The organism is Halomonas sp. ATBC28, from assembly GCF_005937175.1.
Taxonomy (GTDB): domain Bacteria; phylum Pseudomonadota; class Gammaproteobacteria; order Pseudomonadales; family Halomonadaceae; genus Vreelandella; species Vreelandella titanicae.
The window spans coordinates 73,937-100,442 of sequence record NZ_VCQL01000008.1 but is presented as its reverse complement, the minus strand read 5'-3'; the positions used below and the strand labels follow the sequence as shown (position 1 = coordinate 100,442).

At 54.0% G+C, this 26,506-nt stretch carries 20 protein-coding genes, 1 tRNA gene and 1 other RNA gene; 12 read left to right on the top strand and 10 right to left on the bottom strand.

All coding sequences use genetic code 11. The features are described from left to right. Nucleotides 1–41: 41 nt before the first annotated feature. The 5 genes from E0L35_RS10985 to E0L35_RS10965 form a co-directional block, all read right to left on the bottom strand. Nucleotides 42–1,349 carry an O-antigen ligase family protein gene (locus E0L35_RS10985; RefSeq protein WP_138800299.1) on the bottom strand — a complete coding sequence of 436 codons (1,308 nt, stop codon included), beginning with the start codon at nucleotides 1,347–1,349 and terminating at the stop codon, nucleotides 42–44. Between the two features lie 38 nt (nucleotides 1,350–1,387). Next, on the bottom strand, nucleotides 1,388–1,948 hold the full coding sequence (locus E0L35_RS10980) for a sugar transferase (protein ID WP_035537425.1): 561 nt from the start codon (nucleotides 1,946–1,948) through the stop codon (nucleotides 1,388–1,390). A gap of 557 nt (nucleotides 1,949–2,505) precedes the next feature. Continuing rightward, nucleotides 2,506–2,602: signal recognition particle sRNA small type (gene ffs, locus E0L35_RS10975), an RNA gene on the bottom strand. Nucleotides 2,603–2,654: 52 nt separating this feature from the next. Then, nucleotides 2,655–2,731 (bottom strand) — tRNA-Met (locus E0L35_RS10970). Between the two features lie 100 nt (nucleotides 2,732–2,831). Beyond that, nucleotides 2,832–3,767 carry a choline ABC transporter substrate-binding protein gene (locus tag E0L35_RS10965; protein ID WP_035537546.1) on the bottom strand — a complete coding sequence of 312 codons (936 nt, stop codon included), beginning with the start codon at nucleotides 3,765–3,767 and terminating at the stop codon, nucleotides 2,832–2,834. A gap of 231 nt (nucleotides 3,768–3,998) precedes the next feature. On the opposite strand from E0L35_RS10965, the gene betI reads away from it, so the two are divergent. The 11 genes from betI to E0L35_RS10910 all read left to right on the top strand — a co-directional run bounded on the left by betI (nucleotide 3,999) and on the right by E0L35_RS10910 (nucleotide 18,807). Next, nucleotides 3,999–4,619: a transcriptional regulator BetI gene (gene betI, locus E0L35_RS10960; protein ID WP_212751681.1), complete on the top strand. Its 621-nt coding sequence runs from the start codon at nucleotides 3,999–4,001 to the stop codon at nucleotides 4,617–4,619. A gap of 23 nt (nucleotides 4,620–4,642) precedes the next feature. Then, complete coding sequence (betB, locus tag E0L35_RS10955; RefSeq protein ID WP_138800298.1) at nucleotides 4,643–6,112, top strand: betaine-aldehyde dehydrogenase; 1,470 nt, start codon at nucleotides 4,643–4,645, stop codon at nucleotides 6,110–6,112. Between the two features lie 202 nt (nucleotides 6,113–6,314). Further along, on the top strand, nucleotides 6,315–7,988 hold the full coding sequence (gene betA / locus E0L35_RS10950) for a choline dehydrogenase (protein WP_138800297.1): 1,674 nt from the start codon (nucleotides 6,315–6,317) through the stop codon (nucleotides 7,986–7,988). Between the two features lie 230 nt (nucleotides 7,989–8,218). Then, nucleotides 8,219–10,705 carry an acyl-CoA dehydrogenase gene (locus tag E0L35_RS10945; RefSeq protein ID WP_022523705.1) on the top strand — a complete coding sequence of 829 codons (2,487 nt, stop codon included), beginning with the start codon at nucleotides 8,219–8,221 and terminating at the stop codon, nucleotides 10,703–10,705. A gap of 202 nt (nucleotides 10,706–10,907) precedes the next feature. Beyond that, nucleotides 10,908–12,005 carry an ABC transporter ATP-binding protein gene (locus E0L35_RS10940; RefSeq protein ID WP_022523706.1) on the top strand — a complete coding sequence of 366 codons (1,098 nt, stop codon included), beginning with the start codon at nucleotides 10,908–10,910 and terminating at the stop codon, nucleotides 12,003–12,005. Next, nucleotides 11,998–13,122: an ABC transporter ATP-binding protein gene (locus E0L35_RS10935; protein WP_138800296.1), complete on the top strand. Its 1,125-nt coding sequence runs from the start codon at nucleotides 11,998–12,000 to the stop codon at nucleotides 13,120–13,122. The genes E0L35_RS10940 and E0L35_RS10935 overlap by 8 nt, the downstream gene beginning before the upstream one ends. Then, nucleotides 13,115–14,002 carry a sugar ABC transporter permease gene (locus tag E0L35_RS10930; RefSeq protein ID WP_022523708.1) on the top strand — a complete coding sequence of 296 codons (888 nt, stop codon included), beginning with the start codon at nucleotides 13,115–13,117 and terminating at the stop codon, nucleotides 14,000–14,002. The genes E0L35_RS10935 and E0L35_RS10930 overlap by 8 nt, the downstream gene beginning before the upstream one ends. A gap of 1 nt (nucleotide 14,003) precedes the next feature. Next, nucleotides 14,004–14,900, top strand: a complete 897-nt coding sequence (locus E0L35_RS10925; protein WP_008956663.1) for a carbohydrate ABC transporter permease — start codon at nucleotides 14,004–14,006, stop codon at nucleotides 14,898–14,900. Between the two features lie 12 nt (nucleotides 14,901–14,912). Next, nucleotides 14,913–15,185: a DUF2160 domain-containing protein gene (locus E0L35_RS10920; protein ID WP_022523709.1), complete on the top strand. Its 273-nt coding sequence runs from the start codon at nucleotides 14,913–14,915 to the stop codon at nucleotides 15,183–15,185. Nucleotides 15,186–15,280: 95 nt separating this feature from the next. Continuing rightward, nucleotides 15,281–17,047 carry an ABC transporter substrate-binding protein gene (locus tag E0L35_RS10915; protein WP_022523710.1) on the top strand — a complete coding sequence of 589 codons (1,767 nt, stop codon included), beginning with the start codon at nucleotides 15,281–15,283 and terminating at the stop codon, nucleotides 17,045–17,047. Between the two features lie 119 nt (nucleotides 17,048–17,166). Continuing rightward, a complete protein-coding gene (locus tag E0L35_RS10910; protein ID WP_022523711.1) occupies nucleotides 17,167–18,807 on the top strand; it encodes an FAD-dependent oxidoreductase in 1,641 nt (546 codons plus the stop codon). 56 nt (nucleotides 18,808–18,863) lie between these two features. On the opposite strand, the gene E0L35_RS10905 is transcribed toward E0L35_RS10910, so the two are convergent. The 5 genes from E0L35_RS10905 to E0L35_RS10880 form a co-directional block, all read right to left on the bottom strand. Continuing rightward, complete coding sequence (locus tag E0L35_RS10905; protein WP_022523712.1) at nucleotides 18,864–19,088, bottom strand: hypothetical protein; 225 nt, start codon at nucleotides 19,086–19,088, stop codon at nucleotides 18,864–18,866. A 482-nt stretch (nucleotides 19,089–19,570) separates the two neighbouring features. Continuing rightward, complete coding sequence (glpK, locus tag E0L35_RS10900; RefSeq protein WP_138800295.1) at nucleotides 19,571–21,058, bottom strand: glycerol kinase GlpK; 1,488 nt, start codon at nucleotides 21,056–21,058, stop codon at nucleotides 19,571–19,573. 254 nt (nucleotides 21,059–21,312) lie between these two features. Beyond that, nucleotides 21,313–22,071 carry a DeoR/GlpR family transcriptional regulator gene (locus E0L35_RS10890; RefSeq protein WP_022523714.1) on the bottom strand — a complete coding sequence of 253 codons (759 nt, stop codon included), beginning with the start codon at nucleotides 22,069–22,071 and terminating at the stop codon, nucleotides 21,313–21,315. Between the two features lie 125 nt (nucleotides 22,072–22,196). After that, nucleotides 22,197–24,137 (bottom strand): SLC13 family permease, encoded by a 1,941-nt coding sequence (locus E0L35_RS10885; RefSeq protein ID WP_138800294.1) that lies wholly within the window; start codon nucleotides 24,135–24,137, stop codon nucleotides 22,197–22,199. Between the two features lie 380 nt (nucleotides 24,138–24,517). Beyond that, nucleotides 24,518–25,495 carry an NADPH:quinone reductase gene (locus tag E0L35_RS10880; protein WP_009286508.1) on the bottom strand — a complete coding sequence of 326 codons (978 nt, stop codon included), beginning with the start codon at nucleotides 25,493–25,495 and terminating at the stop codon, nucleotides 24,518–24,520. 227 nt (nucleotides 25,496–25,722) lie between these two features. On the opposite strand from E0L35_RS10880, the gene E0L35_RS10875 reads away from it, so the two are divergent. Next, a complete protein-coding gene (locus E0L35_RS10875) occupies nucleotides 25,723–26,478 on the top strand; it encodes a glycerophosphodiester phosphodiesterase family protein (RefSeq protein WP_027959228.1) in 756 nt (251 codons plus the stop codon). Nucleotides 26,479–26,506 lie beyond the last annotated feature (28 nt).

Sequence of the window (26,506 nt, the reverse complement as noted above, 5' to 3'; positions counted from 1 at the left end):
CTAACGTCATTATGCTGTGACCCAGGCGGTACCACCCAAGCTTACGAATCAACCATCCGATAGTAAAAGTGAGGGTCATCAGAGACATTGGCATCAGCAATATCGCCGTCAGGCTTTTCATTAGTGTATACATGGCGACCATCTTGCAGAACTTGCTCGGAAACGAGAACCCAAAGGAAAATCAGCCAGCTAGCATACACCGCTACCCCTGCTGGATAAGCAAAAAAAGAATAGCTTAAGCCAAAGCCCATAAAAGTGATTGGCAGCAATATACCAGCCACGGCATAGGAGCGCTGAGTGGCGCTTTCAGCGCGTAAACCTGGGAAAAAAAGCCACAGGGGAATGAGATAGAGGCTCACTACTATAACAAGACCTGGCAGCCCTTTTCGTACCCAGGCATCCAGAAGGTCGTTATGCGCATGCCAGTAATTGCCTAACTCGGGGCTTAGCACGCCTTGAGTCTCTAGTCTTTGCATGGCGGGTAGATAGCCCTGATGCCCGTAGCCCACGAGGGGACGTTCATAAATCAGCCAGAATGCGCCGCGATACATTTCCAAGCGAGCCCCTACGGAGCCATAGTCAGCGCCTTCCATGTAGCGATGCACCTCGGCCACCGCCTTATCCACCCTTTTTTCTACGCCGCTATGGGGCGTCGTATACACCCCTATCATCACAGCTATTGCAGCAGTCAGTGCCAACCATCGCCACAGCGCTCGCCAGCGACGCGCATAACCGTAATAAAATACCCATATCACTAGCGGCAGTGCCAACCACCCGCCCCGGGTGCCAGAAAGAGCCGAGGCTAGTCCGCCCCCCATTGCGCCGCTCAGCAAAAGCGCTACCCAAAAAAAACGTGTTGATCGCTGTTGCCAGGCCCACCCCAATCCGGCCAAACATAACAGCGCCATCAATAGCGCAAGATTGCCGAAAAAGATTGAATGTAACGGTGGGTGGCCTGTAGCACGGGTTAAACCGACTATCCATTTTTGCCACGCCGCCCAACCCCCTGCACCCAATCCACTTAGCGCTAAACCCACCCACCATGCTGAAGGACGTGGTGGAACGGCGCGCACTAACATAAACGCCAATGCCGCGAGCCAAGCTGCACCAGCTAATGGCAAGGCCCGCTCCAAGCTAGAATGCCAAGCGCCAGCCACTACTTCGACAATACCGACTCCTAGTAGCAACGCCAAAAGAAGGCCATCACCACGCCCCATTGGTTTTCTAAAAAAGCTACGCCTTTGTCGCTCATGCCTAGCAAGAAACGACCATATAATAGTGATCGCCAATCCTAGCCAATAGCCCAAGGGGGCCAATAGCGGTAACACGGTGATTGCTAAAGCCTGCATGCAGTATTTACCTTGTAGGCCACAGGAGTGCGCATGCTTTATTGTCTCACCCGGTCTCCGCTTCCTCTCCCCATCACAGTGAGGAACAGGTAGCGAAAATACGTCGGCATCGCCATTGTCGCCAACATTTTTTGATCCGTTTCTGCCAGTAATTGAGGCGTAGACATATCAATATCGTTAAGTTGCGCCAGCCCGGTAATTCCTGGGCGAGCATTGTATACACCACGCTCAGTACGCTCTTTGATCAACTCATCTTGCGTGTATAAGCAAGGACGAGGCCCCACAAGGCTCATATCCCCTTTCAATACATTCCATAGCTGCGGTAACTCATCCAATTTGGTACGCCGTAAGAAATGACCGAATTTGGTAATTGAAGAAGAATCCGCAAGATGCGAAGCAACCCAAGCGGTATCAGGCTTCATAGTACGAAATTTAATCAATACAAACGGCTGGCCACGGTATCCCACACGCTTTTGCAAAAATAGAGGAGACCCCGTGTCCCAGTAACCGATTAAGGCTAATATAAGCAATAATGGCAGACCAATGAGTAGGCCCGTGGCAGCAAACAGGATATCAAAAAATCGTAATATTTTAGTCATGATGTCAATACCCGCATGGTTAAGTCACTATTATTACCATATAAAAATTAGATCTTGGCAACTTCCACTTCAACAAGAATACGCTTTATCACCCAAACAAAGGCAACCAAAGAGTAACGATCTCGAAGAGAAGTATATAAACAAGCTGTTTATATAGCTATAACTGTTAACCTAACAATTTAGGAATATTTTCTCATTCTATTTCACTAGACCAACTAATTAGCAATTAAGTAAAAAAAGGCTAAAACAAGTCCCGTTAGCGCATATTATTTAATGAGAAATATAACGAATGCAGTTTTGTTAACAGAGGTCAGCCGTAATTTTCATGACATCACAACTATTAACTCAGCAGAAAAAGCCAGTCCAGATAATGATCTAAAACTGAGCGACATTTCTCTGACGCGCAATGTCTCTGAGGTGCTGATTAAAAGCCAGTGACAATGCCTCGAAAGGTAATTTTTTCAGTAGGTCTGAGGGTTACTCTAGGTTTAGGGGGCACTACAGGTTTAGGAGGGGAGTACAAGCTAAAGCGGGCAGGATATCAGAAATGGAGGCGGCCCCAAAAGCCACATCCCGGCACACGCAGCCACCACTACCGTTGCTCCCTTCCGGGCCTGGCGGGGTTCGCAGTTTAGCGTTGCGGGAGGACCTAAGGGACCACCATAACGGCACACTCTGTTATAGAATAAGTGTGCTGAGGCTGATGTGGTGGCTACGCCCTGATTTGAACAGGGGACCCCATCATTATGAGTGATGTGCTCTAACCAGCTGAGCTACGTAGCCTTTCCCTCATCAACGGGTGCAGATTATGCCTACCTTAATGACGAAAGGCAAGCCGGATTCCGGCTTGCCCTGCTAGTCAACAAAGCGTATCGAAATTGACTTACTGAATAGCGGCGCGCACGGCCTCTGCACCTGGCTCGCCGTCTCGTGTTGTAACGCCGTCTAACCACTCGTCCAGTAGGCTATCATTAGCCTTCAAATAGTCACGTGCGGCATCACGGGGATCTTCGCCATCATCCATGATCGCGCTCATGAGCTGATTTTCCATTTCCAGCGTGAAGGTCATATTGCGCAGCAAGGTACCCACATTCGGGCACTCATCCACGAATCCCGCTCGGGTATTCGTGTGCACAGTCGCGCCGCCTAAATTTGGGCCAAAATAGTCGTCGGCATCAGCAAGATAAGCCATATCGAAGTTAGAGTTCATGGGGTGCGGCTCCCAGCCCAAAAACACCATCCACTGCTCATTGGGTACCCGGGCGCGCAGTTCCGCCAACATTCCCGCTTCGCTGGAATCGATCACCTGCCAATCGCCTAACCCATAAGCATCATCATCGATCATCTGCTCAATGAGCTCGTTACCGTCGTTACCCGCTTCGATGCCGTGCACGCTACGCTCAAACTGCTCCGCATGCTCGGCCAAATCGTTAACCGACGTTACCCCCGCATCGTAAACGTACTGAGGCACTGCCAGGGTATACTTCGCCCCTTCCAGGTTGGTCGCCAAGCGCTCAACTTCACCGCGCTCGATATAGGGGTCACTAATAGAGGCCATCGAGGGCATCCAGTTACCCAGGAAGACATCGAAATCATTGTTGCGCATACCGGCGTAGGCAATCGGAACGGAAACTGTATCGACGCTTGGCTCATAGCCAAGCCCTTCAAGGACTTCGCTGGCGAGCGCAGTGGTGGCGGTAATATCTGTCCAGCCCACTTCAGCAAAGCGCACGCTGCTGCACTCGTTTGCATAGGCTGCCGTTGGCAGACCCGCTGCCAGCAATAAAGCACCTGCATAGCGTGAAGAAGTTCTGCTCATCATCGTAGTCCCCTTTTATAGCTTATTGCCAATACATATTGCCAATACGTATTTCCAAAACATAGATACGAACACTCCGTTGCTGCAGTGGTCGCAGTGCGTAGCAATCATCGCTGTCTTTTTATTGATTGAACGTTCAATAAAAAAATGCCATCATTGTTAGGTAATCATGTCTACGCTCGGGTTTCAAGCAACGACCCTGTTAGGCATTCAACGAATTAGGAGAACGTCGTGCCAAAGGTGGGAATGGAACCGATACGCCGCCAGCAGTTAATTACCGCGACCATGGCAGCCATTGATGAAGTCGGCCTGGCCGAAACCACCGTGATGCGTATTGCGCGTCATGCAGGCGTTTCCGCAGGCATTATCAGCCACTACTTTGGCGGCAAGGATGGCCTGCTCGAAGCGACTATGCGGCAGATATTGACCGACCTGACGGATGCCGTTGCAGTTCGCCGCCATGCGCTGGAAGACGACTCTCCCCGCGCCCATATCGGTGCCATTATTGAGGGTAACTTTGACCGCACTCAGGTCACCGGCCCCGCCGCCAAGACATGGTTAGCGTTCTGGGCCAGCAGCATGCATAAGCCTATGCTGCAGCGTCTGCAAAACGTCAATGATCGCCGTCTTTACAGCAATTTATGTCACCAGTTCCGACGTGTTATGCCCCGCGTAGAAGCCCGCAACGCAGCACGCGGCTTAGCCGCCATGATTGATGGGCTATGGCTGCGTGGCGCACTAACGCCAGAAGGCCTTGACGCCGAAGAGGCCCGCTACCTTGCCCACACCTATCTCGACCAGCTTTTTGCTCATCATGGATGCACCAACAAAGCATCCAATATTTACCTTTAATTTTCTGATTCTTGGAGATCGACATGGCCGCTCAAGACGTACAGCCACTTTATATTGATGGTCGCCAGGTAAACGCCACTTCAGGCGATACTTTTACCGTTACCAACCCCTTCGATGGCAGCCTGCTGGCCACTATCGGCCAAGCCAGCCAAGCGGATGTTGACACCGCGGTCGCCGCAGCCCAGCGCGGCCAGCGCGAGTGGGCCGCGATGAGCGGCATGGAGCGCTCACGCATCCTGCTGCGCGCCGTCGCGCTGCTGAGGGAGCACAATGACGAGCTAGCTGAGCTTGAAACCCGCAATACCGGCAAGCCGATCAGCGAAACGGCCAGTGTCGATATCGTTACCGGCGCAGATGCGCTGGAGTACTACGCGGGCCTGGCGCCGGCTATTGAAGGCAGCCAGATCCCCCTTCGCGACAGCTCTTTTGTGTACACTCGCCGCGAGCCCTTGGGTGTCATTGGTGCCATTGGCGCCTGGAACTACCCGATCCAAATCGCCTGCTGGAAAGCCGCCCCGGCGCTGGCGGCAGGCAACGCAGTGGTATTCAAGCCCAGCGAAGTGACCCCGCTGACCGTGATGAAACTAGCGGAAATCTTTACCGAGGCAGGCCTGCCCAATGGCGTCTTTAACGTGGTTCAGGGCGACGGCCGCGTGGGCGCCATGCTCACCGAGCACCCAGGCATCGCCAAAGTCTCGTTCACCGGCGAAGCAGGCACCGGCAAGAAAGTGATGGCCGCCGCTGCTAGCTCAACGCTGAAAGACGTCACCATGGAACTGGGCGGCAAATCGCCGCTGCTGGTGTTTGCAGATGCCGATCTTGATCGCGCTGCAGACGCCGCCATGATGGCCAACTTCTACTCCAGCGGCCAAATCTGTACCAACGGCACGCGGGTATTTGTTGAACGTAGCGTTAAAGATGCTTTTGAAGCCAAACTGGTGGAGCGCGTTAAGCGCATCAAAGCAGGCGACCCCATGGATCCCAGCGTCAACTTTGGTCCCCTAGTCAGCTTCGAGCATCAGGAGAAAGTGCTCTCCTATATTGCCCTGGGCAAAGAGCAAGGCGCTCGCCTGCTCGTAGGTGGCGACGACTGGAACACTGGCAACTTTGCCAATGGCGCCTGGGCTGCCCCCACCGTGTTTACCGACTGCACTGATGAGATGCGTATCGTGCGCGAAGAGATCTTTGGTCCAGTGATGTCGGTACTCGCCTTTGACGACGAGGCAGAAGTCATTCGTCGCGCCAATGACACCACCTATGGCCTTGCCGCCGGTGTCTTCAGCGAAAGTCTGAACCGCGCCCATCGCGTGATCCACCAACTTGAAGCGGGTATTTGCTGGATTAACACCTGGGGCGAATCACCCTCTGAGATGCCAGTAGGCGGCTATAAAGAGTCGGGTATTGGCCGCGAAAATGGCGTTGAGACGCTCAATCACTACACCCAGACCAAGTCGGTACAAATCGAGATGGGGCCATTTGAGTCAGTGTTTTAACTCTAAGCACTAAGCTCCGCCGGTAGGCATAACACGAAGACGCTGTGAACCCATCCATGGGTGCTCGGCTTTTTCATCTGACCGCCAAGGATGGCGGGAATGCTGGAATCGCATGGAGCACTTTCCGGCCCTGAAAAAGACGCTTCGCTTTTATGCCTACCGGCTCACTTCCTCGACTCGCCAGATTTCTTAAGGAGACACTATGTCTCAACCACGCGAATTTGATTACATCATTATCGGTGCAGGCTCGGCGGGCAATGTGCTCGCTACCCGCCTCACCGAAGACAGCAACGTCAGCGTATTGCTGTTAGAAGCGGGCGGGCCCGACTACCGTTTCGATTTCCGCACCCAAATGCCCGCTGCCTTGGCATTCCCACTACAGGGCAAGCGCTACAACTGGGCGTTTGAAACCGACCCCGAGCCACATATGGATGGTCGCCGCATGGAGTGTGGTCGTGGCAAAGGGTTGGGCGGCTCCTCACTGATTAACGGCATGTGCTATATCCGCGGTAATGCACTCGATTACGACAACTGGGCCAAACAGCCCGGCCTCGAAGATTGGGACTACCTAAGCTGCCTGCCCTACTTCAAAAAGTGCGAAGCCCGCGACATTGGACCCAACAGCTACCACGGTGACGACGGCCCGGTCAGCGTGACCACGCCCAAAGCGGATAACAACCCGCTTTATCGCACCTTTATTGAAGCCGGCAAGCAGGCTGGCTACCCGGAAACCGAAGACGTTAACGGCTACCAGCAAGAAGGCTTCGGCCCTATGGATCGCTTCGTCACGCCCAAGGGCCGCCGTGCATCAACGGCCCGAGGCTACCTGGATACCGCCAAACAGCGCCACAATCTCACCATCGAAACTCACGCCGTTACCGACGTTATTGAGTTTGAAGGTAAACGTGCTGTGGGGGTGCGTTATGAGCAGAAAGGCGAAAAACAGCAGGCCTACGCCCGCCGTGAAGTACTTCTGTGCGGTGGCGCTATCGCCTCCCCGCAAATTCTGCAGCGCTCAGGCATCGGCAACCCTGAACTGCTGAAGGAACTGGGTATCGAGACGGTTCACGCCCTGCCCGGCGTAGGTGAAAACCTCCAGGATCACCTGGAGATGTACATCCAGTACGAGTGCAAAGAACCCATCTCGCTCTACCCCGCGCTAAAGTGGTACAACCAGCCCAAAATTGGTGCTGAATGGCTGTTCAATGGCACCGGCGTGGGCGCCAGCAACCAGTTTGAATCCTGTGGTTTTATCCGCAGCCGCGATGAAGAGGAGTGGCCCAATCTGCAATACCACTTCCTGCCCATTGCGATTAGCTACAACGGCAAAAGCGCGGTACAAGCCCATGGCTTCCAAGCCCACGTTGGCTCAATGCGCTCAGAAAGCCGTGGTCGTATTCGACTTACCTCGAAAGATCCACACGCGGCGCCCAGCATTCTGTTCAACTACATGGCCAAAGAGAAAGATTGGGAAGAGTTCCGCGATGCTATTCGCCTGACTCGCGATATCATCGCCCAACCAGCCTTTGATAAATACCGTGGTCGCGAGATAGCACCAGGGCCCGACGTGCAGTCGGATGCCGAGCTCGATGCCTTCGTAAAACAGCACGCCGAAACCGCCTACCACCCCTGCGGTAGCTGCCGTATGGGCGAGGGTGAAATGGCCGTCACCGACGGCCAGGGTCGTGTCCATGGTATTGAAGGCCTTCGCGTCGTAGATGCCTCACTGTTCCCGGTGATTCCCACCGGCAACCTGAATGCGCCCACCATTATGTTGGCCGAGAAAATCGCCGACCGTATCAAAGGCCATGAGCCGCTTCCCCGTGCCAGCGTTGACTATTACGTCGCCAACGGAGCACCGGCCAAACGCGCCTGAACATTTAGTCTGTTTTTTACTCCAAACGCCATGGCTTGTCGCCATGGCGTTTTTTTTGGCTACGTTAAAGGAACAAGCTACGCCAAACGTGCCTAAAAACTTGCGTGTGATAGCCCCCATCTGCCAATATTCAAACAAGTGTTCGACTCAATATCTCAACAACGATGTTACTCGCGTTTTATTAACAACAGTCGGCCTGCAACAGTGGCCAGCAAAAAGAGAGATAACCTATGCTCACCCTACTTCTGATCGTGCTCGCCATTGTCGGCTTGCTCGTGGTCATGCGTCGCGAAGCAGGCGCTCCCGCGGCGCTAGCTGTGTTTGGCGTATTAGGCCTTGTTGGCCTACTGTTTGACGCGGAAATCATTGGTGGTCTGCTGCTTCTTGGCGCTGCGGCAGTAGCCGTGGCAGGCCTGCCTGCACTGCGTCGCAAGTGGCTCACACCGCGCTTATTCGCCACCTTTAAAAAAGTCGCCCCCAAAGTTTCCGCCACCGAGCGCACAGCTCTGGAAGCGGGCAGCGTTTCCTGGGACGGAGAGCTATTTTCAGGCAAACCCCAGTGGGAAAAACTGCTCGCCTTTAAAGACGATGGCCTACGCGACGATGAGAAAGCCTTCCTAGCCAATCAGTGTGCGAAAGCCGCTGGCATGTGCAACGCCTGGGACATCGCCCAGGAGCGCGCCGACCTGCCCCAGCAGCTTTGGGACTACCTGAAAAAAGAGGGTTTCTTCGGCATGATTATTCCGAAGGAGTACGGTGGTCTTGGCTTCTCGGCTAAGGCTCAGTCCATGGTACTGCAGAAGCTCTCCGTCAATGAAACCCTGATGGTGACCGTGGGCGTACCCAACTCCCTCGGCCCTGGCGAGCTGCTGCTTAAATACGGTACCCAAGAGCAGAAAGATCATTACCTGCCGCGCTTATCCGATGGCCGCGAGATCCCCTGTTTTGGCCTCACCGGCCCCCGCGCAGGTTCTGACGCTACCTCGCTGCCAGACACTGGCGTTGTATGTAAGCAAACCATTAACGGCGAAGAAGTGATCGGCCTGCGCCTTAACTTCGAAAAACGCTGGATCACTCTGGCGCCCATCGCCACAGTCGTTGGTCTTGCCTTCCGTCTGTTTGACCCGGAAAAATTGCTGGGTGACGAAGAAGATCGCGGTATTACCCTGGCGTTGATTCCCCGCGATACCGACGGCATGGAAATCGGCCGCCGTCACCACCCTATCGGCAGCCCGTTTATGAACGGCCCGATTATCGGCAAAGATGTCTTTGTTCCGCTGGACACCATCATTGGCGGCCCAGACATGATCGGCCAGGGGTGGCGGATGCTGGTGGAGTGTCTGTCTATCGGCCGCTGCATCACGCTGCCGTCAGGCGCCACCGGCACCGCGCGTTACGCCCTGGGCTGGAGCGGCGGTTTCACCCGTGTTCGTCGTCAGTTCAACGTGCCGGTTGCCGAAATGGAAGGTGTGCAAGAGCCCCTCGCCCGCATGACGGCGCTGGCCTATATCTCCCAGGCCACCGTGTATCAAACCGCCAATATGATCGACCACGGCGAAAAACCCGCCGTGCCCTCAGCCATCCTGAAGAGCCAGTTGACCGAGTTCCAGCGCGTATTGCTTAGCGATGCGATGGACGTTCACGGCGGCAAGGCGGTCACTCTTGGCCCGCGCAACTACCTCGGTATCGGTTACAGCGCCAACCCGGTGGCGATCACCGTGGAAGGCGCCAACATCATGACCCGCAACCTGATGATCTTTGGTCAGGGTGCTATTCGCTGCCACCCCTACGTACTAGAAGAACTGGCTGCCAAAGACGCCAACGATATGCAGGCGTTCGATAAAGCCTTCTTCGGTCACGCGGGCTTGATCTTTGGTAACGCTGCGCGCGCCTTTACCCTCGGCTTTGGCATTGGTAAAGCCAGCGTACCCTTCGACGGCCCCGCCGCCGCCTATGCCCAGGATATTGCCCGCCTCTCCGCTGGCTTTGGCCTGTGTGCCGATGCTGCCATGGCAAGCCTGGGTTCAGCGCTGAAGAAACGTGAAATGATCTCTGCACGGCTGGGGGATGTGCTGTCTAACCTCTATCTCACCTCAATGGTACTCAAGCAGTGGCAGGCAGGCAGTAAAGTAGAAGGCGAAGAGGCGCTGTTGCACTACAGCTGCCGCTTCCTGCTCCAGCGTGCCGAGCAGGCGTTTGTGGAGATTTTCGATAATCTACCCAACCGTGCGCTAGGTAAAACGCTCAACGCCGTAGTAATGCCCACCGGTCGCCGCTGGAATAAACCCCACGATGACCTGGCCCGGGATATCGCTAAGCGTGTGTCTACACACAGTGCCCTGCGCACCAAGCTGCTGGAAAACACCTGGGATGCAGACGACGGTGAACAGCGCAACCCGCTGGCGCGCTACAACGCTTTGCTGGTCGATTATGACCGCGCCGAGGCGATCTACCGCACGGTGAACAAGGCGTATGCTAAAGGCGAACTCCCGCAAACGGCGCTGCATCCTGAGGCTCGTGTAGAAGCCGGTCTGGAAAAAGGCCTGATCAATGAAGAGGATGCCGACTTTATGCGTACCTTCGAGGCCGAAGTACTGGAAATGCTCACCGTGGACGATTTTGCCTACGATGCCTTTGCCAAGAATAAGTCCACGCTGATCGAGCACAACGGAAAACCTGCGGTAGCGCCTAAGCCGGAGGAAGAAAACGTTAAGTAATACCTCTCTTGTTCAAAGCGTTACCTGTAAAAAAAGCCGACTTCTGCATGCCAGGAGTCGGCTTTTTTGTGTTCACTTTCTACACCTAAATGCGTAGACCGAGGAACCAAAAACGCGTTGCAAGTTCGCAAACGATCAACTAGCCTTTCGTAAACGAAAACGATCTACCTTATCCAACAACAATGACGCTAGCGAGATCGGCATGTCCTTACATTTGCAAAATATCGATCACATCGTTAACGGTGTGCCCCATATCAGTGGGATAGACTTAGCCCTAGAGCCAGGATCCTTTAATGTGCTGCTTGGGCGAACACTTGCTGGCAAAACCACTTTAATGCGCCTAATGGCGGGGCTTGAACCACCCACCCGCGGCAAAATTATTATGGATGGCAAAGACGTCACGAACGTCTCAGTGCGTAAACGCAATGTCTCCATGGTGTACCAGCAGTTTATCAACTACCCCAGCCTCACCGTTTATGACAACATTGCGTCGCCGCTTAAACTGGCCAAACACCCAAAAAGCGAAATTGATAAACGGGTTGGCGAAATTGCTGAAATGCTGCATATCGAGCACCTGCTTAACCGCTACCCGCAGGAACTCTCTGGTGGCCAACAGCAGCGTACCGCCATGGGGCGGGCCTTGATCAAAGATGCCGACTTAATTCTGTTTGATGAACCGCTGGTCAATCTGGATTATAAGCTCCGCGAAGAACTACGCGATGAGTTGCGTGATCTGTTTAAAGCGCGTAACTGTATTGCGGTATACGCCACCACCGAGCCCAATGAAGCGTTAGCGCTGGGCGGCAATACGGCGGTACTGCACGAAGGCAGGCTTCTCCAATACGGCCCTACCGAGCAGGTCTATCGCGAGCCCAATGGCCGCTTTAGCGCAGAAATGTTCTCCGAACCCCCAATCAATATCGTTCCCGGTCAGCTGACCGACAGCGAGATCACCTTCGACCAAACGCTTCACTTTCCCTGCGATGACGAGCTAAAGCGCCTTGAACCGGGTGATTACGACTTTGGCGTGCGAGCTTCGCATCTCACTCTACAACCCCAGCAGGCCGATGACCTGGCCCTGGATGTCCATGTGGATGTAGCGGAAATTAGCGGCTCTGAAACCTTCCTGCATGTTCGCCACGAACGCTTTCCCTTAGTGCTGCACTTAGCGGGTATTCACCAGTTTAGTGTTAATGAACCTCTGAAAGTTTACTTCCCCACCCATCAACTTTACGCCTTCGACAAGCAGGGGCACACGGTACATATTCCTGCACGTCAGGGAGGAGCTGCCCATGGCTGAGATCACACTAAAAGGCTTGGCGCACTCCTACGAAAAAACACCCAAGGGTGCGGCAGATTACGCCATCCGACAGATGGATCATGTATGGCATCAGGGCGGCGCCTATGCCCTATTGGGCCCTTCAGGGTGCGGTAAATCGACCCTTCTGAACATTATTTCGGGCCTGCTTGAACCCTCGGAGGGTGACGTACTTTTCGACGGTCAGCGGGTCAATGAGCTGCCCCCAGAAGAGCGCAATATTGCCCAGGTGTTCCAGTTTCCGGTGATCTACGACACCATGACGGTGTTCGATAATCTTGCCTTTCCCCTGCGTAATATGAATACCCCCGAGTACCGGGTGAAACCCAAGGTACTCGAAGTCGCTGACATTCTTGAATTGACGTCTCTGTTGGATCGTAAAGCCAAAAACCTGACCGCCGACGAGAAGCAGAAAGTCTCCATGGGTCGCGGACTGGTGCGCGATGACGTGACAGCGATTCTGTTTGATGAACCGCTCACCGTTATCGACCCGCAGCTAAAGTGGAAACTGCGCCGCAAGCTCAAAGAGATTCACGAGCGCTTCAATATCACCATGATCTACGTGACCCACGATCAGCTCGAGGCCTCTACTTTTGCGGATAAAATTGCCGTGATGTATGAGGGCCAGGTGGTGCAATTCGGCACCCCACGTGAGCTGTTCGAGCGCCCTGCGCATACCTTTGTGGGTTACTTTATTGGCAGCCCGGGCATGAATTTTATGGCCGTGGAATATCGCGACGATCAGGTAATGTTCGGCACACAGCCACTGCCGGTTAGCGAGCAGATGAAGCACGCTGTCGCCAGCGCTGCCAATGCCAGCGCTAACGATATTAGCCATAACAATATAAAACTAGGCATCCGCCCCGAGTTTATCGCCATTTCCTCAAGTGAAGTGGCCAATAGCGTGCCGATTCAGGTGACCAGCGTGCAAGACCTGGGCACCTACTCCCTGCTGACCTTCAAACTCAACGAGCAAACTTTTAAGGCACGCCTGCCCGAAGGCCATCCGCCGGTCAGTGAAGCGGCGTTTGCGCACTTCGATGCTGCTCACGTAGCGCTGTATATCGATGAATACCTAGTGGAGGCTGGTCATGAATAACAAGGTACCCAATAACAGAGCCTGGCTACTGGTGCTTCCCATGCTGGTGTTGGTGGCCTTTTCCGCCATCATTCCGCTCATGACCGTGGTCAACTACTCGGTGCAGGACGTGCTCGGGCCGAACGCACGCTTTTTTACCGGCACTGAGTGGTTTCAAAGCATGCTCAACGACGACGCGCTGCAGGCAGCGTTTCTGCGCCAAATTTCGTTCTCGCTGATTATTCTGGCTATTCAGATTCCGCTAGGGATTGGCATCGCGCTCATTATGCCCAAACGCGGTTGGCAAGCCTCGGCGGTGTTGATCCTGATTACCCTGCCGTTGCTGATTCCCTGGAACGTAGTGGGCAGTATCTGGCAAATCTTTACCCGTGGCGATATCGGCTTAATGGGCTGGGGCCTGCGCGAACTGGGCATTGAATACAACATTACCCGTAATGCCGGCGACGCCTGGGTAACCATCATTTTAATGGACGTGTGGCACTGGACGCCGCTGGTGGCCATGCTGTGCTATAGCGGTCTCCGCTCGATTCCCGAAGCCTACTATCAAGCAGCACGTATCGACCGTGCCTCAAAATGGGCGGTGTTCCGCTACATTCAGCTCCCCAAGCTAACCAACGTGCTGGTCATTGCCGTGCTGCTGCGCTTTATGCACTCTTTTATGATCTACGCCGAACCCTTTGTACTGACGGGCGGCGGGCCGGGCAGCGCCACCACTTTCTTAAGTCAATCGCTAACCACTATGGCTGTCGGCCAACAGGATTTAGGCCCTTCTGCAGCTTTCTCGCTGATCTACTTCCTGGTCATTCTGCTGGTGAGCTGGGTGTTCTACACCACCATTATGAATATGCAGAAAGACAAACCGCCGCACGGAGGTGCCTAACATGAGCTATCAACTCGAAAACACCCAGCGCGGTGAAAAGTACAACACGATTTTTAGCAAGGTTTCACCGGCCAAGCGGCGTAACCGCACCGCCCGTGCACACTGGCGCTCGCGTATCCTGCTTGGCCTTTATCTGGCGCTGATGATTCTGCCCATTTACTGGCTGATCAATATGTCGCTACAGACCAATAGCGAAATTCTCGGCTCGATGACGCTGTGGCCCCAGAACCTTACTTTTGATAACTACATCGGCATTTTCACCAACTCAAGCTGGTACATGGGCTACGTCAACTCGATGCTCTACGTAGCGATGAATATGCTCATCACCATCTGCGTCGCGCTACCCGCCGCCTACGCCTTTAGCCGCTACACCTTTATTGGCGACAAGCATCTATTTTTCTGGCTGCTGACCAACCTAATGGCGCCACCTGCGGTATTTCTGCTGCCCTACTTCCAGCTCTACTACTCGGTAGGCCTGTTCGATACCCACATCGCCGTCGCGCTGGCTCACTGCCTGTTCAATATCCCCCTTGCTATCTGGATTTTGGAGGGCTTTATGAGCAGCGTGCCTAAAGAGATCGATGAAACCGCCTATATCGACGGCTATAGCTTTCCGCGCTTTTTCGTCAAGATTTTTATCCCCATGATCCGCTCAGGCATTGGCGTCACACTGTTCTTCCTGTTCATGTTCTCCTGGGTGGAGCTGTTGCTGGCCCGCACGTTGACAGCCACTGACGCCCAGCCCATTGGCATGATCATGACGCGCACATCGACTGCTTCTGGGATTGACTGGGGCACTTTGGCCGCCGCCGGTGTACTCACCATCATTCCCGGCATTCTGGTGGTCTACTTCGTTCGTAACCATATCGCCAAGGGCTTTGCCCTGGGCCGTACCTGAGGAGATCTCGCTATGTCTTGGATGGTATGGACAGTGCCCACCGCCATATTCTTTTCATCCATTGCGGCCATGCTGGCAGGCATGACGGTATGGGAGATCATGTCGCCCACTGTTGAACGCAAAGGTTTTTTACCCATTGCCACCACTCGCGGGGATCGGCTGTTTATCGGCCTGCTCTCCGCAGCCTTTATCCATTTGGGCGTGATCGGCTTCACGTCACTTTCCATTTGGATAGCACTAGCGGTATCAGCCGTATGGCTGCTGGTTTTAATGCGCTGGGGATAGCCCTTGGGACTAGCCCTTGGGAAATGCCATCAGCGTTTAATCGGTATCAAGGACGGCCAAGCCATCAAGGAAGAACACAACAAAACGAGGTCAACATGCAAAAGCACGACAATAAATCCAAACTGACTAAATTCAAACTGACAACCCTCGCCGCCAGCTTGTTGCTGGCGTCGGGAACGCTGTCAGCGCAAGAGCAGGATACCCGTGCCATCGCTGAACGCTTGGTCGACGAGCACTTCCAGAACTCAACCCTGAGCCGCGAAGAGCAGATCGAAGAGCTGATGTGGTTTGCCAACGCTGCCGAGCCTTTCCGCGGCATGGATATTCAAACCGTGGCTGAAGGCCTCACGACTCACGTTTATGAAAGTGAAGTGCTTGCAGAAGCCTTTAGTGAGCTGACCGGCATTAACCTGACCCACAACATCATCGGTGAAGGTGATGTGGTGGACACCATGCAGAATCAGATGCAGTCGGGTAACAGCATCTACGATGGCTTCGTCAATGACACCGACTCCATCGGCACGCATATTCGTTATGGCACCACCATCAACCTGTCTGAAGCGATGGAGAACGAGTGGGCCGACTATACGTTGCCCACCCTGGATTTAGACGACTTTATTGGACTGCAGTACGGCACCGGGCCAGATGGCAGCCTCTTTCAACTGCCCACCCAACAGTTCGCTAACCTCTACTGGTTCCGCTATGACTGGTTTACCGACCCTGAGCTGATGGCACAGTTCGAAGAGGTCTACGGCTACCCTCTTGGCGTTCCCACTAACTGGACGGCCTATCAAGATATCGCCGAGTTCTTTACCGAGCATGTCGGCGAAATAGATGGCACCAAGGTGTATGGCCATATGGATTACGGCCGCCGCGATCCGTCACTGGGCTGGCGCTTCCACGACTCCTGGCTCTCCATGGCAGGTATGGGCAGCCCCGGCGTCCCTTCCGGCAACCCGGTGGATGACTGGGGTATCCGCGTCAACGAAGATAGCCAGCCAGTAGGCGCAAGCGTAAGCCGCGGCGGTGCTACTAACTCACCGGCCTCGGTATTTGCCATGCAAAAAGCCGTCGATTGGCTGCGTGACTATGCCCCTCCTGAAGCACAGGGCATGACCTTTGGTGAGGCTGGCCCGGTACCTGCGCAGGGACACATTGCCCAGCAGATTTTCTGGTACACCGCCTTTACTGCCGACATGACCGACCCTGCAGTCGCAGTGACCGATGACGAAGGCAACCCGCTATGGCGCATGGCTCCATCCCCCACCGGCCCGTACTGGGAAGAGGGTATGAAGGTCGGCTACCAAGATGTAGGCGCCTGGACGTTCTTCGATTCAACGCCGGAAGATCGTCGCACCGCGGCGTGGCTGTTCGGCCAGTTCACCGTGTCTAAAACGGTGTCTTTGGAAAAACTGATGCACGGTCTAACGCCGATTCGTGAATCTGATATCTTCTCTGAGCAGATGACCGAGATGGCCCCCAAATTAGGCGGCCTGGTGGAGTTCTACCGCAGCCCCAACGAGTCGAACTGGACGCCTACCGGCACCAATGTGCCTGACTACCCACGCATGGCCCCACTGTGGTGGCAAAACCTGGCGCCTGTCATGAGTGGTGAAGTCACGCCTCAGGAAGGCTTGGACAAACTGGCGTCGGATATGGACAGCACCATGCATCGCCTAGCCAGGGCCAACGTCTTCGACAGCTATGCGCCCGTGCTCAATGAAGAGCAGGATCCGCAATACTGGCTGGATCAGGAAGGCGCACCCAAAGCCAAGCTGGACAATGAAATGCCCCAAGGCACCACCGTTCCTTATGACGAAATGATGGAAGCCTGGATGGCAGCCGGTACGCGCCAAGAGTAATCACGCGTAACGCTTGCAGGGTGGGCAACCGCCCTGCAAGGGTTTCATTGGCGGCAGGCCATAGCACAAGAGAAAACACCCAGGGCACCAGGGCTATTTATTTGTTAATTGGATCCGCTATGAAACTGCGAAATCGAAATATAGAAAAATTACCTACCGAGACCTTTGATGCCCTGATTATAGGGGGCGGTATCAATGGCGCGGCCACTGCGGCGGCGCTGGCTGGAAAAGGCGCTAAAGTCGCACTGATTGATCGCGGCGACTTCGCTGGCAGCACCAGCATGCACTCCTCCAACTTAGTTTGGGGAGGCATTAAATACATGGAAAGCAAGGATTTTGCACTGGTTCGAAAATTGTGCAAAAGCCGCAATCACTTGATAAAGAGTTACCCCTCTACCGTGCAGGAGATTCGTTTCCTGACCACTATTTCGAAAGGTTTCCGCCACTCACCACGCTACCTATGGGCGGGCACCTGGCTTTACTGGCTGATGGGCAACGGCTTCACTAAACTGCCACGCCTGCTTTCGCCTAACAAGATTAAGCAGCAAGAACCCATTATCGATATTGAGGACGCCGTTGGCGGCTTCGAGTACTCCGACGCCTACCTCCACGATAATGACGCACGCTTTGTGTTCAACTTTGTGCGCCACGCGCTTAACTATGGAGCAATTGCCGCCAACTACGTCGAGTCACTCGGCGCCGAACGGGTCGGCGACCTATGGGTGACCAAAGCGCACAACGTGATGGATGGCAGCACCTTCGATATTCATGCCAAGGTATTAATCAACGCTGCTGGCCCCTGGGTAGATCAGCATAACGAGCTGACCGGCCAAAAGACTACCCATCATCACCTCTACTCCAAGGGCATTCACCTCATCGTTCCACAGCTAACCGATTCACAGCGGGTGTTGGCATTTTTTGCCGACGATGGAAGGCTGTTCTTCGTCATTCCCATGGGCAATCGCACCTGTATCGGCACTACCGATACCCATATGGAGCATCCAGAGGTAGACGTTACTGCTGACGATATCGCCTTTGTGCTGGAAAATATCAATAAACGCCTAACGCTAGATCAACCGCTCACACAAGACGACATTATCTCGACACGCTGTGGCGTAAGGCCTTTAGCCATCAAAGATGATCAGGGCAGTGACCGAGACTTTTTACAGCTTTCTCGCAAGCATGTGGTCGATACCAACATTGAGAGTGCGCATATCAGCATCTTTGGTGGAAAACTTACCGACTGTTTGAACGTAGGGGATGAGATTGCCGAAGATATAAGCCGCCTGGGCGTTTCACTTTCAGACCCCAACTTTCGGTGGTACGGGGAACCTGCCAAGCCCGTGAAACAGCAGTTTATGGATCAAGCCAAGCGTATGAACCTAGATGCCATGACCGCCTCTACGTCATCGGAGCTGCTCTCCTCTCGGCTGTGGCGGCGCTATGCCGATCAAGCCATACCGATGCTGGAGAAAATTCGTCAGGATCCCGCTCAGGGCGAAATCCTCATTGAAGGCACTGAGTACATCCGTTGTGAAATTGAGCATGCCCGCGACCACGAGATGATCACCCAGCTTGAGGACTTCCTGCGCCGCCGCGCCAAAGTTTCTCTGGTGGTACCTCATGAGCAGTTACGCCATTCCACCGGTTTAAAGGAAGCGTGTCGGGTACTGTTTGGTGACGATGCTGAAAATCGATTTAGCCAGTACTTCGAACAAAATCGCGATACTGCACTTCCGCCGACATCGACAGCGGTTTAGCGTAAAAAAGCCCCCTCACCTAAGTGAGGGGGCTCAAACAATCAATAAGCGATGCCCTACTCTTCGTCTTCAATTCGCATTTGAGAGTCCCCTGAGAGCACTTCATCCCAAGCTTCTTCCAGTGTGCAGCCTGAGCGGCTATCCACTGTGTCGATGACCTCAACGGCATGCTGCAGTGATTCACGGTTGCCCTTCAGTGCCACAACAAGTCTAGCGAGATCTTGTTTGCTGAAAGTGCTGGCGATGCTGTCGGCTTGTTGGCTCAGTTCGATGCAGTTCATTAGTAATACCTCATGGTATGGTCATCCGCTGCTTAACCGACTATCGGTTAAAAAAAGCAGCCATCTTAGTTAACGACGTATGGTGACGTTGCTACTCATGCTGGGCCGGATAAGTGCCCAGTTCGGCAACTGCGAAACGGTCACAAGCTTTGCAAGACCTTCGCCTTTAGCGCTCGGGTAATACTGAAGCGCTATGGTTCTGTAGCAGGGATCGGGTCAGTGACTCGGGATAACGAAGCACCCTCCTGATCCATGGCTTCACTATGGTTCACTGCAACAAAACCCACAATGCATCATTGGCAGCAGGGGTGGTTGTAACTCGACTACATAAACACTCATTAAGTGTTAAGTGTGTTAAAGACTTTCATGAGGGGCGCTAAAAGCGAAGAAAGGCGGCCAATGGTTTAATTGGCCGCCGCATTATAAAGAATCGAAAGAGTTAATAGATAGTGTGCTTAAGTAGTGGGCTAAATCGTTATTACCTAAGGCGTGGAGCGCACGCGCGAAACCGCATCCAACCAGCCTTGATAGAGCTGCTCGCGAGTGGTCTCCTCCATAGCAGGCATAAAGCTCTTCTCACAGCGCCACAGCTGCTCAATCTCTTCGAGGGTTTGATACCAACCTAAACGCAACCCGGCTAAGTAAGCAGCCCCCAGCGCGGTGGTTTCCAAAATCGTAGGGCGATCCACCTGGACACCCAGCATATCGGCAAGAAACTGCATCACCCAGCTGTTCTTCACCATGCCACCGTCGACGCGCAAAGTGCCTGGTGCGGCCTCCATGTCGTCGTTCATACAGTGCTGGAGGTCTCGGGTTTGATAGCACACCGCTTGCAGGCCAGCGGCGACTATTTCAGCGATACCGGTATCGCGAGTTAACCCAAAAATAGCGCCGCGGGCTTTGGGATCCCAGTGTGGAGCGCCCAAGCCGGTAAAGGCGGGCACCAGATAAACGCTGTGGCCACTGCGGGTCTCCTGGGCCAAGGCCTCCGTCTCTGACGCATCGGCAAACAGGTTCAAGCCGTCACGTAACCACTGCACCGTCGCCCCCGCCACGAAAATACTGCCCTCCATGGCATAGGTCGGCTTTCCATTAAGCCGGTAGCCAATGGTGGTCAACAGGCGATTGCGCGACAGCGAGGGCGTTTCGCCGGTATTCACAATCATAAAACAGCCTGTGCCATAGGTGCTTTTACCCATCCCCGGTTGAAAGCACGCCTGCCCCACTAAAGCAGCCTGCTGATCCCCCGCTACCCCAGCAATGGGGAGCGCGGCACCCAGCCAGTGCGCTTCGGTGGTGCCAAAATCATCGCTGGAGTCTTTCACTTCGGGCAATAAATTGGCGGGAATATTAAACAGCGCCAGCAGCTCTTCATCCCACTCCTGAGTATGGATATTAAACAACGCCGTGCGTGAAGCATTGGTGGCATCGGTCACGTGCTGCTGACCGCCTGTCAGCCGCCAGATTAAAAAGCTATCTACCGTTCCAAATGCCAACTCGCCCTGCTCGGCGCGCTCCCGAGCACCCTCAACGTTGTCCAGTACCCAACCAAGCTTGGTGGCTGAAAAGTAGGGATCAATCAATAGGCCCGTTTTAGCTTGAACGGTATCGGTATAGCCTTGATCGCGCAGTGACTGGCATAAATCTGAGGTGCGGCGATCCTGCCAAACGATGGCGTTATAGAGTGGCTTACCCGTTTTCCGATCCCACAGAATAGTGGTTTCCCGCTGGTTGGTAATGCCGATCCCGGCTATTTGGTCGGCGGAAACTTCAGCGTTACGCATCACATCTCGGCAAGTCGCCACCACGGTTTCCCAAATGTCTTCGGGGTTGTGCTCAATCCATCCGTCGTGGGGGAAGTGCTGAGTGAATTCTTGCTGGGCAACAGCGGCCACCTGGCCTTGGCGGTCAAACAGAATGGCGCGAGAACTGGTGGTACCTTGATCAATGGCGAGTATAAAAGAGGACATATCGAGTTCGCTTTGTTGTATTATCTTTCGATTTTGTATGATTGAAAACCTCTGATTAACGCGATGAGCGCAGGCCAGACAAGGCAAAAATCAACGAAAAAGCGGAGTTTACGGGGTGTAAATGAGCATTTTGAGGCGATTTTTAACGCTGTATGGCCAAGCGCAATAGTTAATCAGAGGTTTCCACGTTTTCGCTTTATTATCATCCAAGGCTACTCTAGCCGCCCAAAATGCTCAAGGCTGAAACTACCTCATTAAGCAATGTAGAGCGCCACATCGTGTTGCGTCAGCAAGCGCTGAATCGCGTCTGGGGGTTTGCGGTCGGTAAATAGCGCATCCAGCTGTTCCAGGTTACCTTGCCGAACAACCGGGTTACGGTGAAATTTAGAGTAGTCCGCCGCCAGATAGATGCGCCTGGAATTGGCGATAATCGCCTGAGCAACGCGCACTTCCTGGTAATCAAACTCCAGCAGTGAGCCATCCTCATCGATACCGCTGATGCCGATAATGCCGTAGTCCACTTTGAACTGATTTATAAAGTCGATCGTTGCTTCACCGATAATGCCGCCGTCCCGGGAGCGCACCTGACCGCCGGCGATAATCACGGTGAAATCCTCTTTATGTTGCAGGATAGCGGCAACATTTAAATTATTGGTAATGATCTCAAGGCCCTGGTGCTCTAACAGCGCTTGAGCAATCACTTCATTGCTGGTGCCGATATTAATAAACAGAGAGGAGTGATTCGGGATGTGCTGTGCTAAACAGCGGGCAATGCGCTCCTTTTCTTCCAGATGCAGTGTCTTGCGCGTGCTGTAGGCGGTATTGACTGTACTCGACTCGATTCCTACTCCGCCATGCACCCGCCTCACCCGGCCCTCATTGGCCAGGGTATTTAAATCGCGACGGATGGTTTGTGGTGTCACGGCAAAATGATCGGTGAGCTGCTCAATACTCATATAGCCGTGCTGACGAACCAGCTCGACAATGGCATCCTGACGAAATTGTTGATTCATAAGCCCGGCCTGTTCGATTTTTATTGATATCTGAACATAATCTAGCAAAATTTTCGAAACCTAATAGCACTATTCATACAATTCCGCAGGTGCCAAACCGACAGACCAAGCGGCGACCTCGCCTATTAAAGCGGCCACACCCATAGGATCATTGGGATAGCAACCACCAGCACCACCAGTGATAGCGGCAAGCCCAGTTTCCAATAATCACCAAAGCGGTAGCCGCCAGGCCCAAGCACCAGCGTATTGGATTGGTGCCCAATAGGGGTTAAAAACGCACAGGAAGCGCTAACAGCTACGACCATCAAAAACGGATCCAGTGAGACGTCAAAGCCATTGGCTAAGCTCACCGCAATCGGTGCCATCAGTAGCGCAGCCGCCGCATTGTTAACCACATTGGAGAGCAGCATAGAGAGTAAAAACAGCCCTATCATGGTCACCACCACCGGCCAATCGCTGCCAAAACTGAGCAGCGCGTTAGCAATCAAATCTGCACCTCCACTGGTTTCTAATGCTTCGCCCACGGGAATCATCGCCGCGAGCAGCACTATGACGGGGCCATCAATGGCCTGATACCCTTCCCGGAGTGGTAACACGCCAATCAGGAGCGAAATCAGTGCCGCACTACTCATGGCCACCGCTGCGGGGAGTAGATCAAACAGCATGGCGACGATTGCCAAGGCAAAAATAGCAATCGACATAGCAAGTTTGCGTGGCTGCCCCAGATGCAGTTCACGGCTAGCCAGGGGTAGACACCCAAGCGAGGCCAGGCTATCTGACATCTCGTTTTCACTGCCCTGGAGGAGCAAAACATCACCGTTTTTAAAACGAATATCCCGCAACCGCTGCTTCAAGCGCCCGCCATCCCGTGCGACAGCCACCAAGTGCAGGCCAAACTGATGGTTTAAGCGTAGCTGGCGTACGCTGCGGTTAATCATCATTGAGTCGTTACGCACCACGGCCTCGATCAGTTGCAGGCCCTCGGTATCCACGGGCTGTCGATCCTGCGCAGAATCTTTCTTATTCACAGGATCCTTATCACTCTCCGCAGGCTCAGCATCCTCCGCCTCAGGGTCTTCCTCCAACTCTGCAATCGCGCTTAGCCCTACTTTGTCTTCCAGCATTTGAAGCTCATCAGGCCCTGCTTCTAATAGCAGAATATCGCCCTCTTCCAGTGCGCCGTGGAAGTTATAGCCTGCACGGCGGTTGTCATCACGCACCACCGCTAACACGGGAATGGTTTCGTCCAGTTCGTCGCGCAACTGTTGTAGCGTTAGCCCCTTGGCCTTCGACTCTTCGCCTACTTTCAATTCGACTAAATAGTTGGCGGTATCGAACATTTCATCCGTAGAGGCCTGGCCGCTACGCTTGGGCGTCAAGCGCCAGCCCACCAGAACAATAAAGGCCAGCCCCGCCAGCGCAACTACGATGCCTACAGGCGAGAAGCTAAACATACTAAATGCTTCATCTGTCACATCACGGCGATAACTGGAAATAATGATATTGGGTGGGGTACCAATCATCGTGGTCAGGCCGCCGAGCAGAGAGCCAAACGCCAGGGGCATAAGCAGTAAGGAAGGCGAGGTGTTGTGTTCGCGGGCAAGCCGCATAGCTACCGGTAGCAGCAGTGCCAGGGCGCCCACATTATTCATAATACCTGACAGCACAACAATGGTACCCACCAGCACCAGGAGTTGGAGCAGCAGGTTTTCCCCCACTTTAAGCACTTGGTTGGCAATAATATCGACCACGCCCGAGCGCTCAAACCCTCGGCTAAGCACCAGTACAGCGGCCACGGTAATCACCGCCGGATGGCCGAAACCGGCGAAAGCGCTTTCGGCCGGCACAAGCCCCAGCATGACCGAACCCAACAACGCTGCCAGCGCCACTAAGTCATAACGAAAGCGTCCCCATATAAACGCGGCGAGCGTTAGCCCAAGTACGATAAACACCAGTGTGCTAGGTGTAAGCGTTAACCCGCCAAGATCCAATGCTTCAATACTTACGTTTTCAATACCGGAGCCCTCAGCGCTTGAGCCCTCAACACTTATGTCCTCAGCCGACATCCTTTTCCCACTCCCTTGCTGGCGTTTGAAAGTTCACCATGCGATTGATGCAAAACACGCTTTAACATGACTATTTCTTCTGCACATTAGACGTTTACTATACAGAGGTATAGACCCTGCATACGCAAAGCCTATAAACACATAGCCAAAAGGGACAAAAGCTCGGCAAAGCCGAGCTTCATATCGGTAGTGTAATGAAGGGTAAAGCGGGCTAATAAAAGCGCTTACTTTTGGCGCTCAACAATAATGTGAGCATCAACAATCTTATAGCGATGCGTGCAGCCTTTGAGATATAGGAAACTTCACGGGGCCCTGGCCAACCGCTTCAGGCTGCCCCTGCTGCTGCTCTCAAAGCTCTATCGTCGGATAAAACGAATTCGCTACGGCAAAAGAATAGTTGAGCCCGTGGTCTTGCGGCTTTGCAGGGCGTCTTGGGCTTTGCCAGCTTCTGCAAGTGGGTAGCGGTTGGCGATATCAATGTTGACCTTACCGCTTTCAATCATGGCGAAAAACTCTTCGCACATCATCTCCAAACGCTCGCGGGTGTCGGCGTAGCCATTCAGGCTGGGGCGGGTCACGTAAAGTGCGCCCTTCTGATTCAGAATGCCGATATTAACGCCCTCCACCGGGCCAGACGCGTTGCCAAAGCTGACCATCAGACCACGGGGCTTCAGGCAGTCCAGTGACATTTCCCAGGTGTCTTTACCCACCGAGTCATACACCACATCGCACATATCGCCGTTGGTAAGCTCGCGTACGCGCTCTACCACGTTCTCTTCGCTGTAATTAATTGTCGCCCAGGCACCGTTGGCCATGGCTAGATCCGCTTTTTCCTGTGAACTGACTGTGCCGATCAGCTTAACGCCTAACGACTTCGCCCACTGGCAGGCAATCGAACCTACCCCGCCCGCTGCGGCGTGAAATAGAATGGTTTCGCCACCTTTTAGTTCATAGGTTTGGCGAAGCAGATACTGCACGGTAAGGCCCTTGAGCATACTCGCCGCTGCGGTGTCGAAATCAACGAAGTCGGGTAGCTTGACCACTTTAGCCGCTGGCAGCGTATGCAGTTCAGCATAGGCGCCCAACGGGCCTTGGGCATAGGCCACGCGATCGCCAACCTGAAGGTGTGTGACTCCTTCGCCAACCGCATCGACCACGCCTGCACCTTCGGTGCCTAGACCAGAAGGCATGGAAGGGGTTGGATAGAGCCCGGTACGAAAATAGATGTCGATAAAATTAAGGCCAACGGCTTTATTAGCAATACGTACTTCACCCTGGCCAGGTTCAGCAGGGGTAACGTCGACCAGTTCAAGTACCTCAGAACCGCCGGTGCGGGCAAATTGAATACGCTGAGACATTAGGACTCCTTATTGTGTAATTCGGCTATTATTCGAGTTGATACGCCATCTCTGAATAATGCTAAGCATGGCAACAGGTGCTGCTATACAAGCGCGTCATGGCATTTAAATCAAGCTAGCACGCTAGCGTATTTTTACCCACTAGAACGCGAGGCAATGCAATCCTGCTGTCATGCGCCCATGCTAGTATTAGCGCTTCTTTATCGTCTAAGGCTTAGAGATTTGTCATGACGCATCCCGCTATTCAACTCCCCGCGCTGATTGCCCACCGCGGCTACTCCGCCGCTGCCCCTGAAAACACCCTCGCCGCGGTGCGCGCCGCCTATGAAGCGGGAGCCACATGGGTAGAGCTGGATGTGCAGCTACTGGGTGATGGCACCCCGGTGATTTGGCACGACGGCGATGTAGCACGCTGCTCAAACGGACGGGGCGGACTCGCCTCCATGAGCTGGGCGAAGGCGCAAACCCTGGATGCCGGGGCTTGGTTTGACGATCGTTTTGCGGGTGAGAAGATGCCTAGCCTCAGCGAGATGTTGGCACTGCTTAACGAGCTGGAAATGGGCGCCAATATGGAAATCAAGGTCAACAAAGGCCGCGACCCCATCGCGCTGGTGGAACGCGCGCTGCCGGAAATGCTCGACACTCTCCCCCCCGAGCGCTTGATTATCTCCTCCTTCAATGCCGCGGCTCTTGGCCACTGCCGTCAATTTGCCAGCAAAGAACGGCTGGCCCTGGGTGTGCTGTTCGGTAGCGTGCCCAAAAGTTGGCGTGAGCAGTGCGAGGCCATTGAGGCTTTTAGCGTGCACCCCCACTGGCCGCGTTTGAAGCGCGCCCAAGCCGAAGCTATGCAGCGCGATGGCTATCAAATATTGTGCTATACCGCCAATGACCCCAGTGCCTTTCATAGCCGCTGGGAGTGGGGCATCGGCAGTGTCATCACCGATGAACCCGCCGCGTTCAAGCGCTTTTTAGACAGCCATTGATAAACTCTAACAACTTATAAGTTCACAC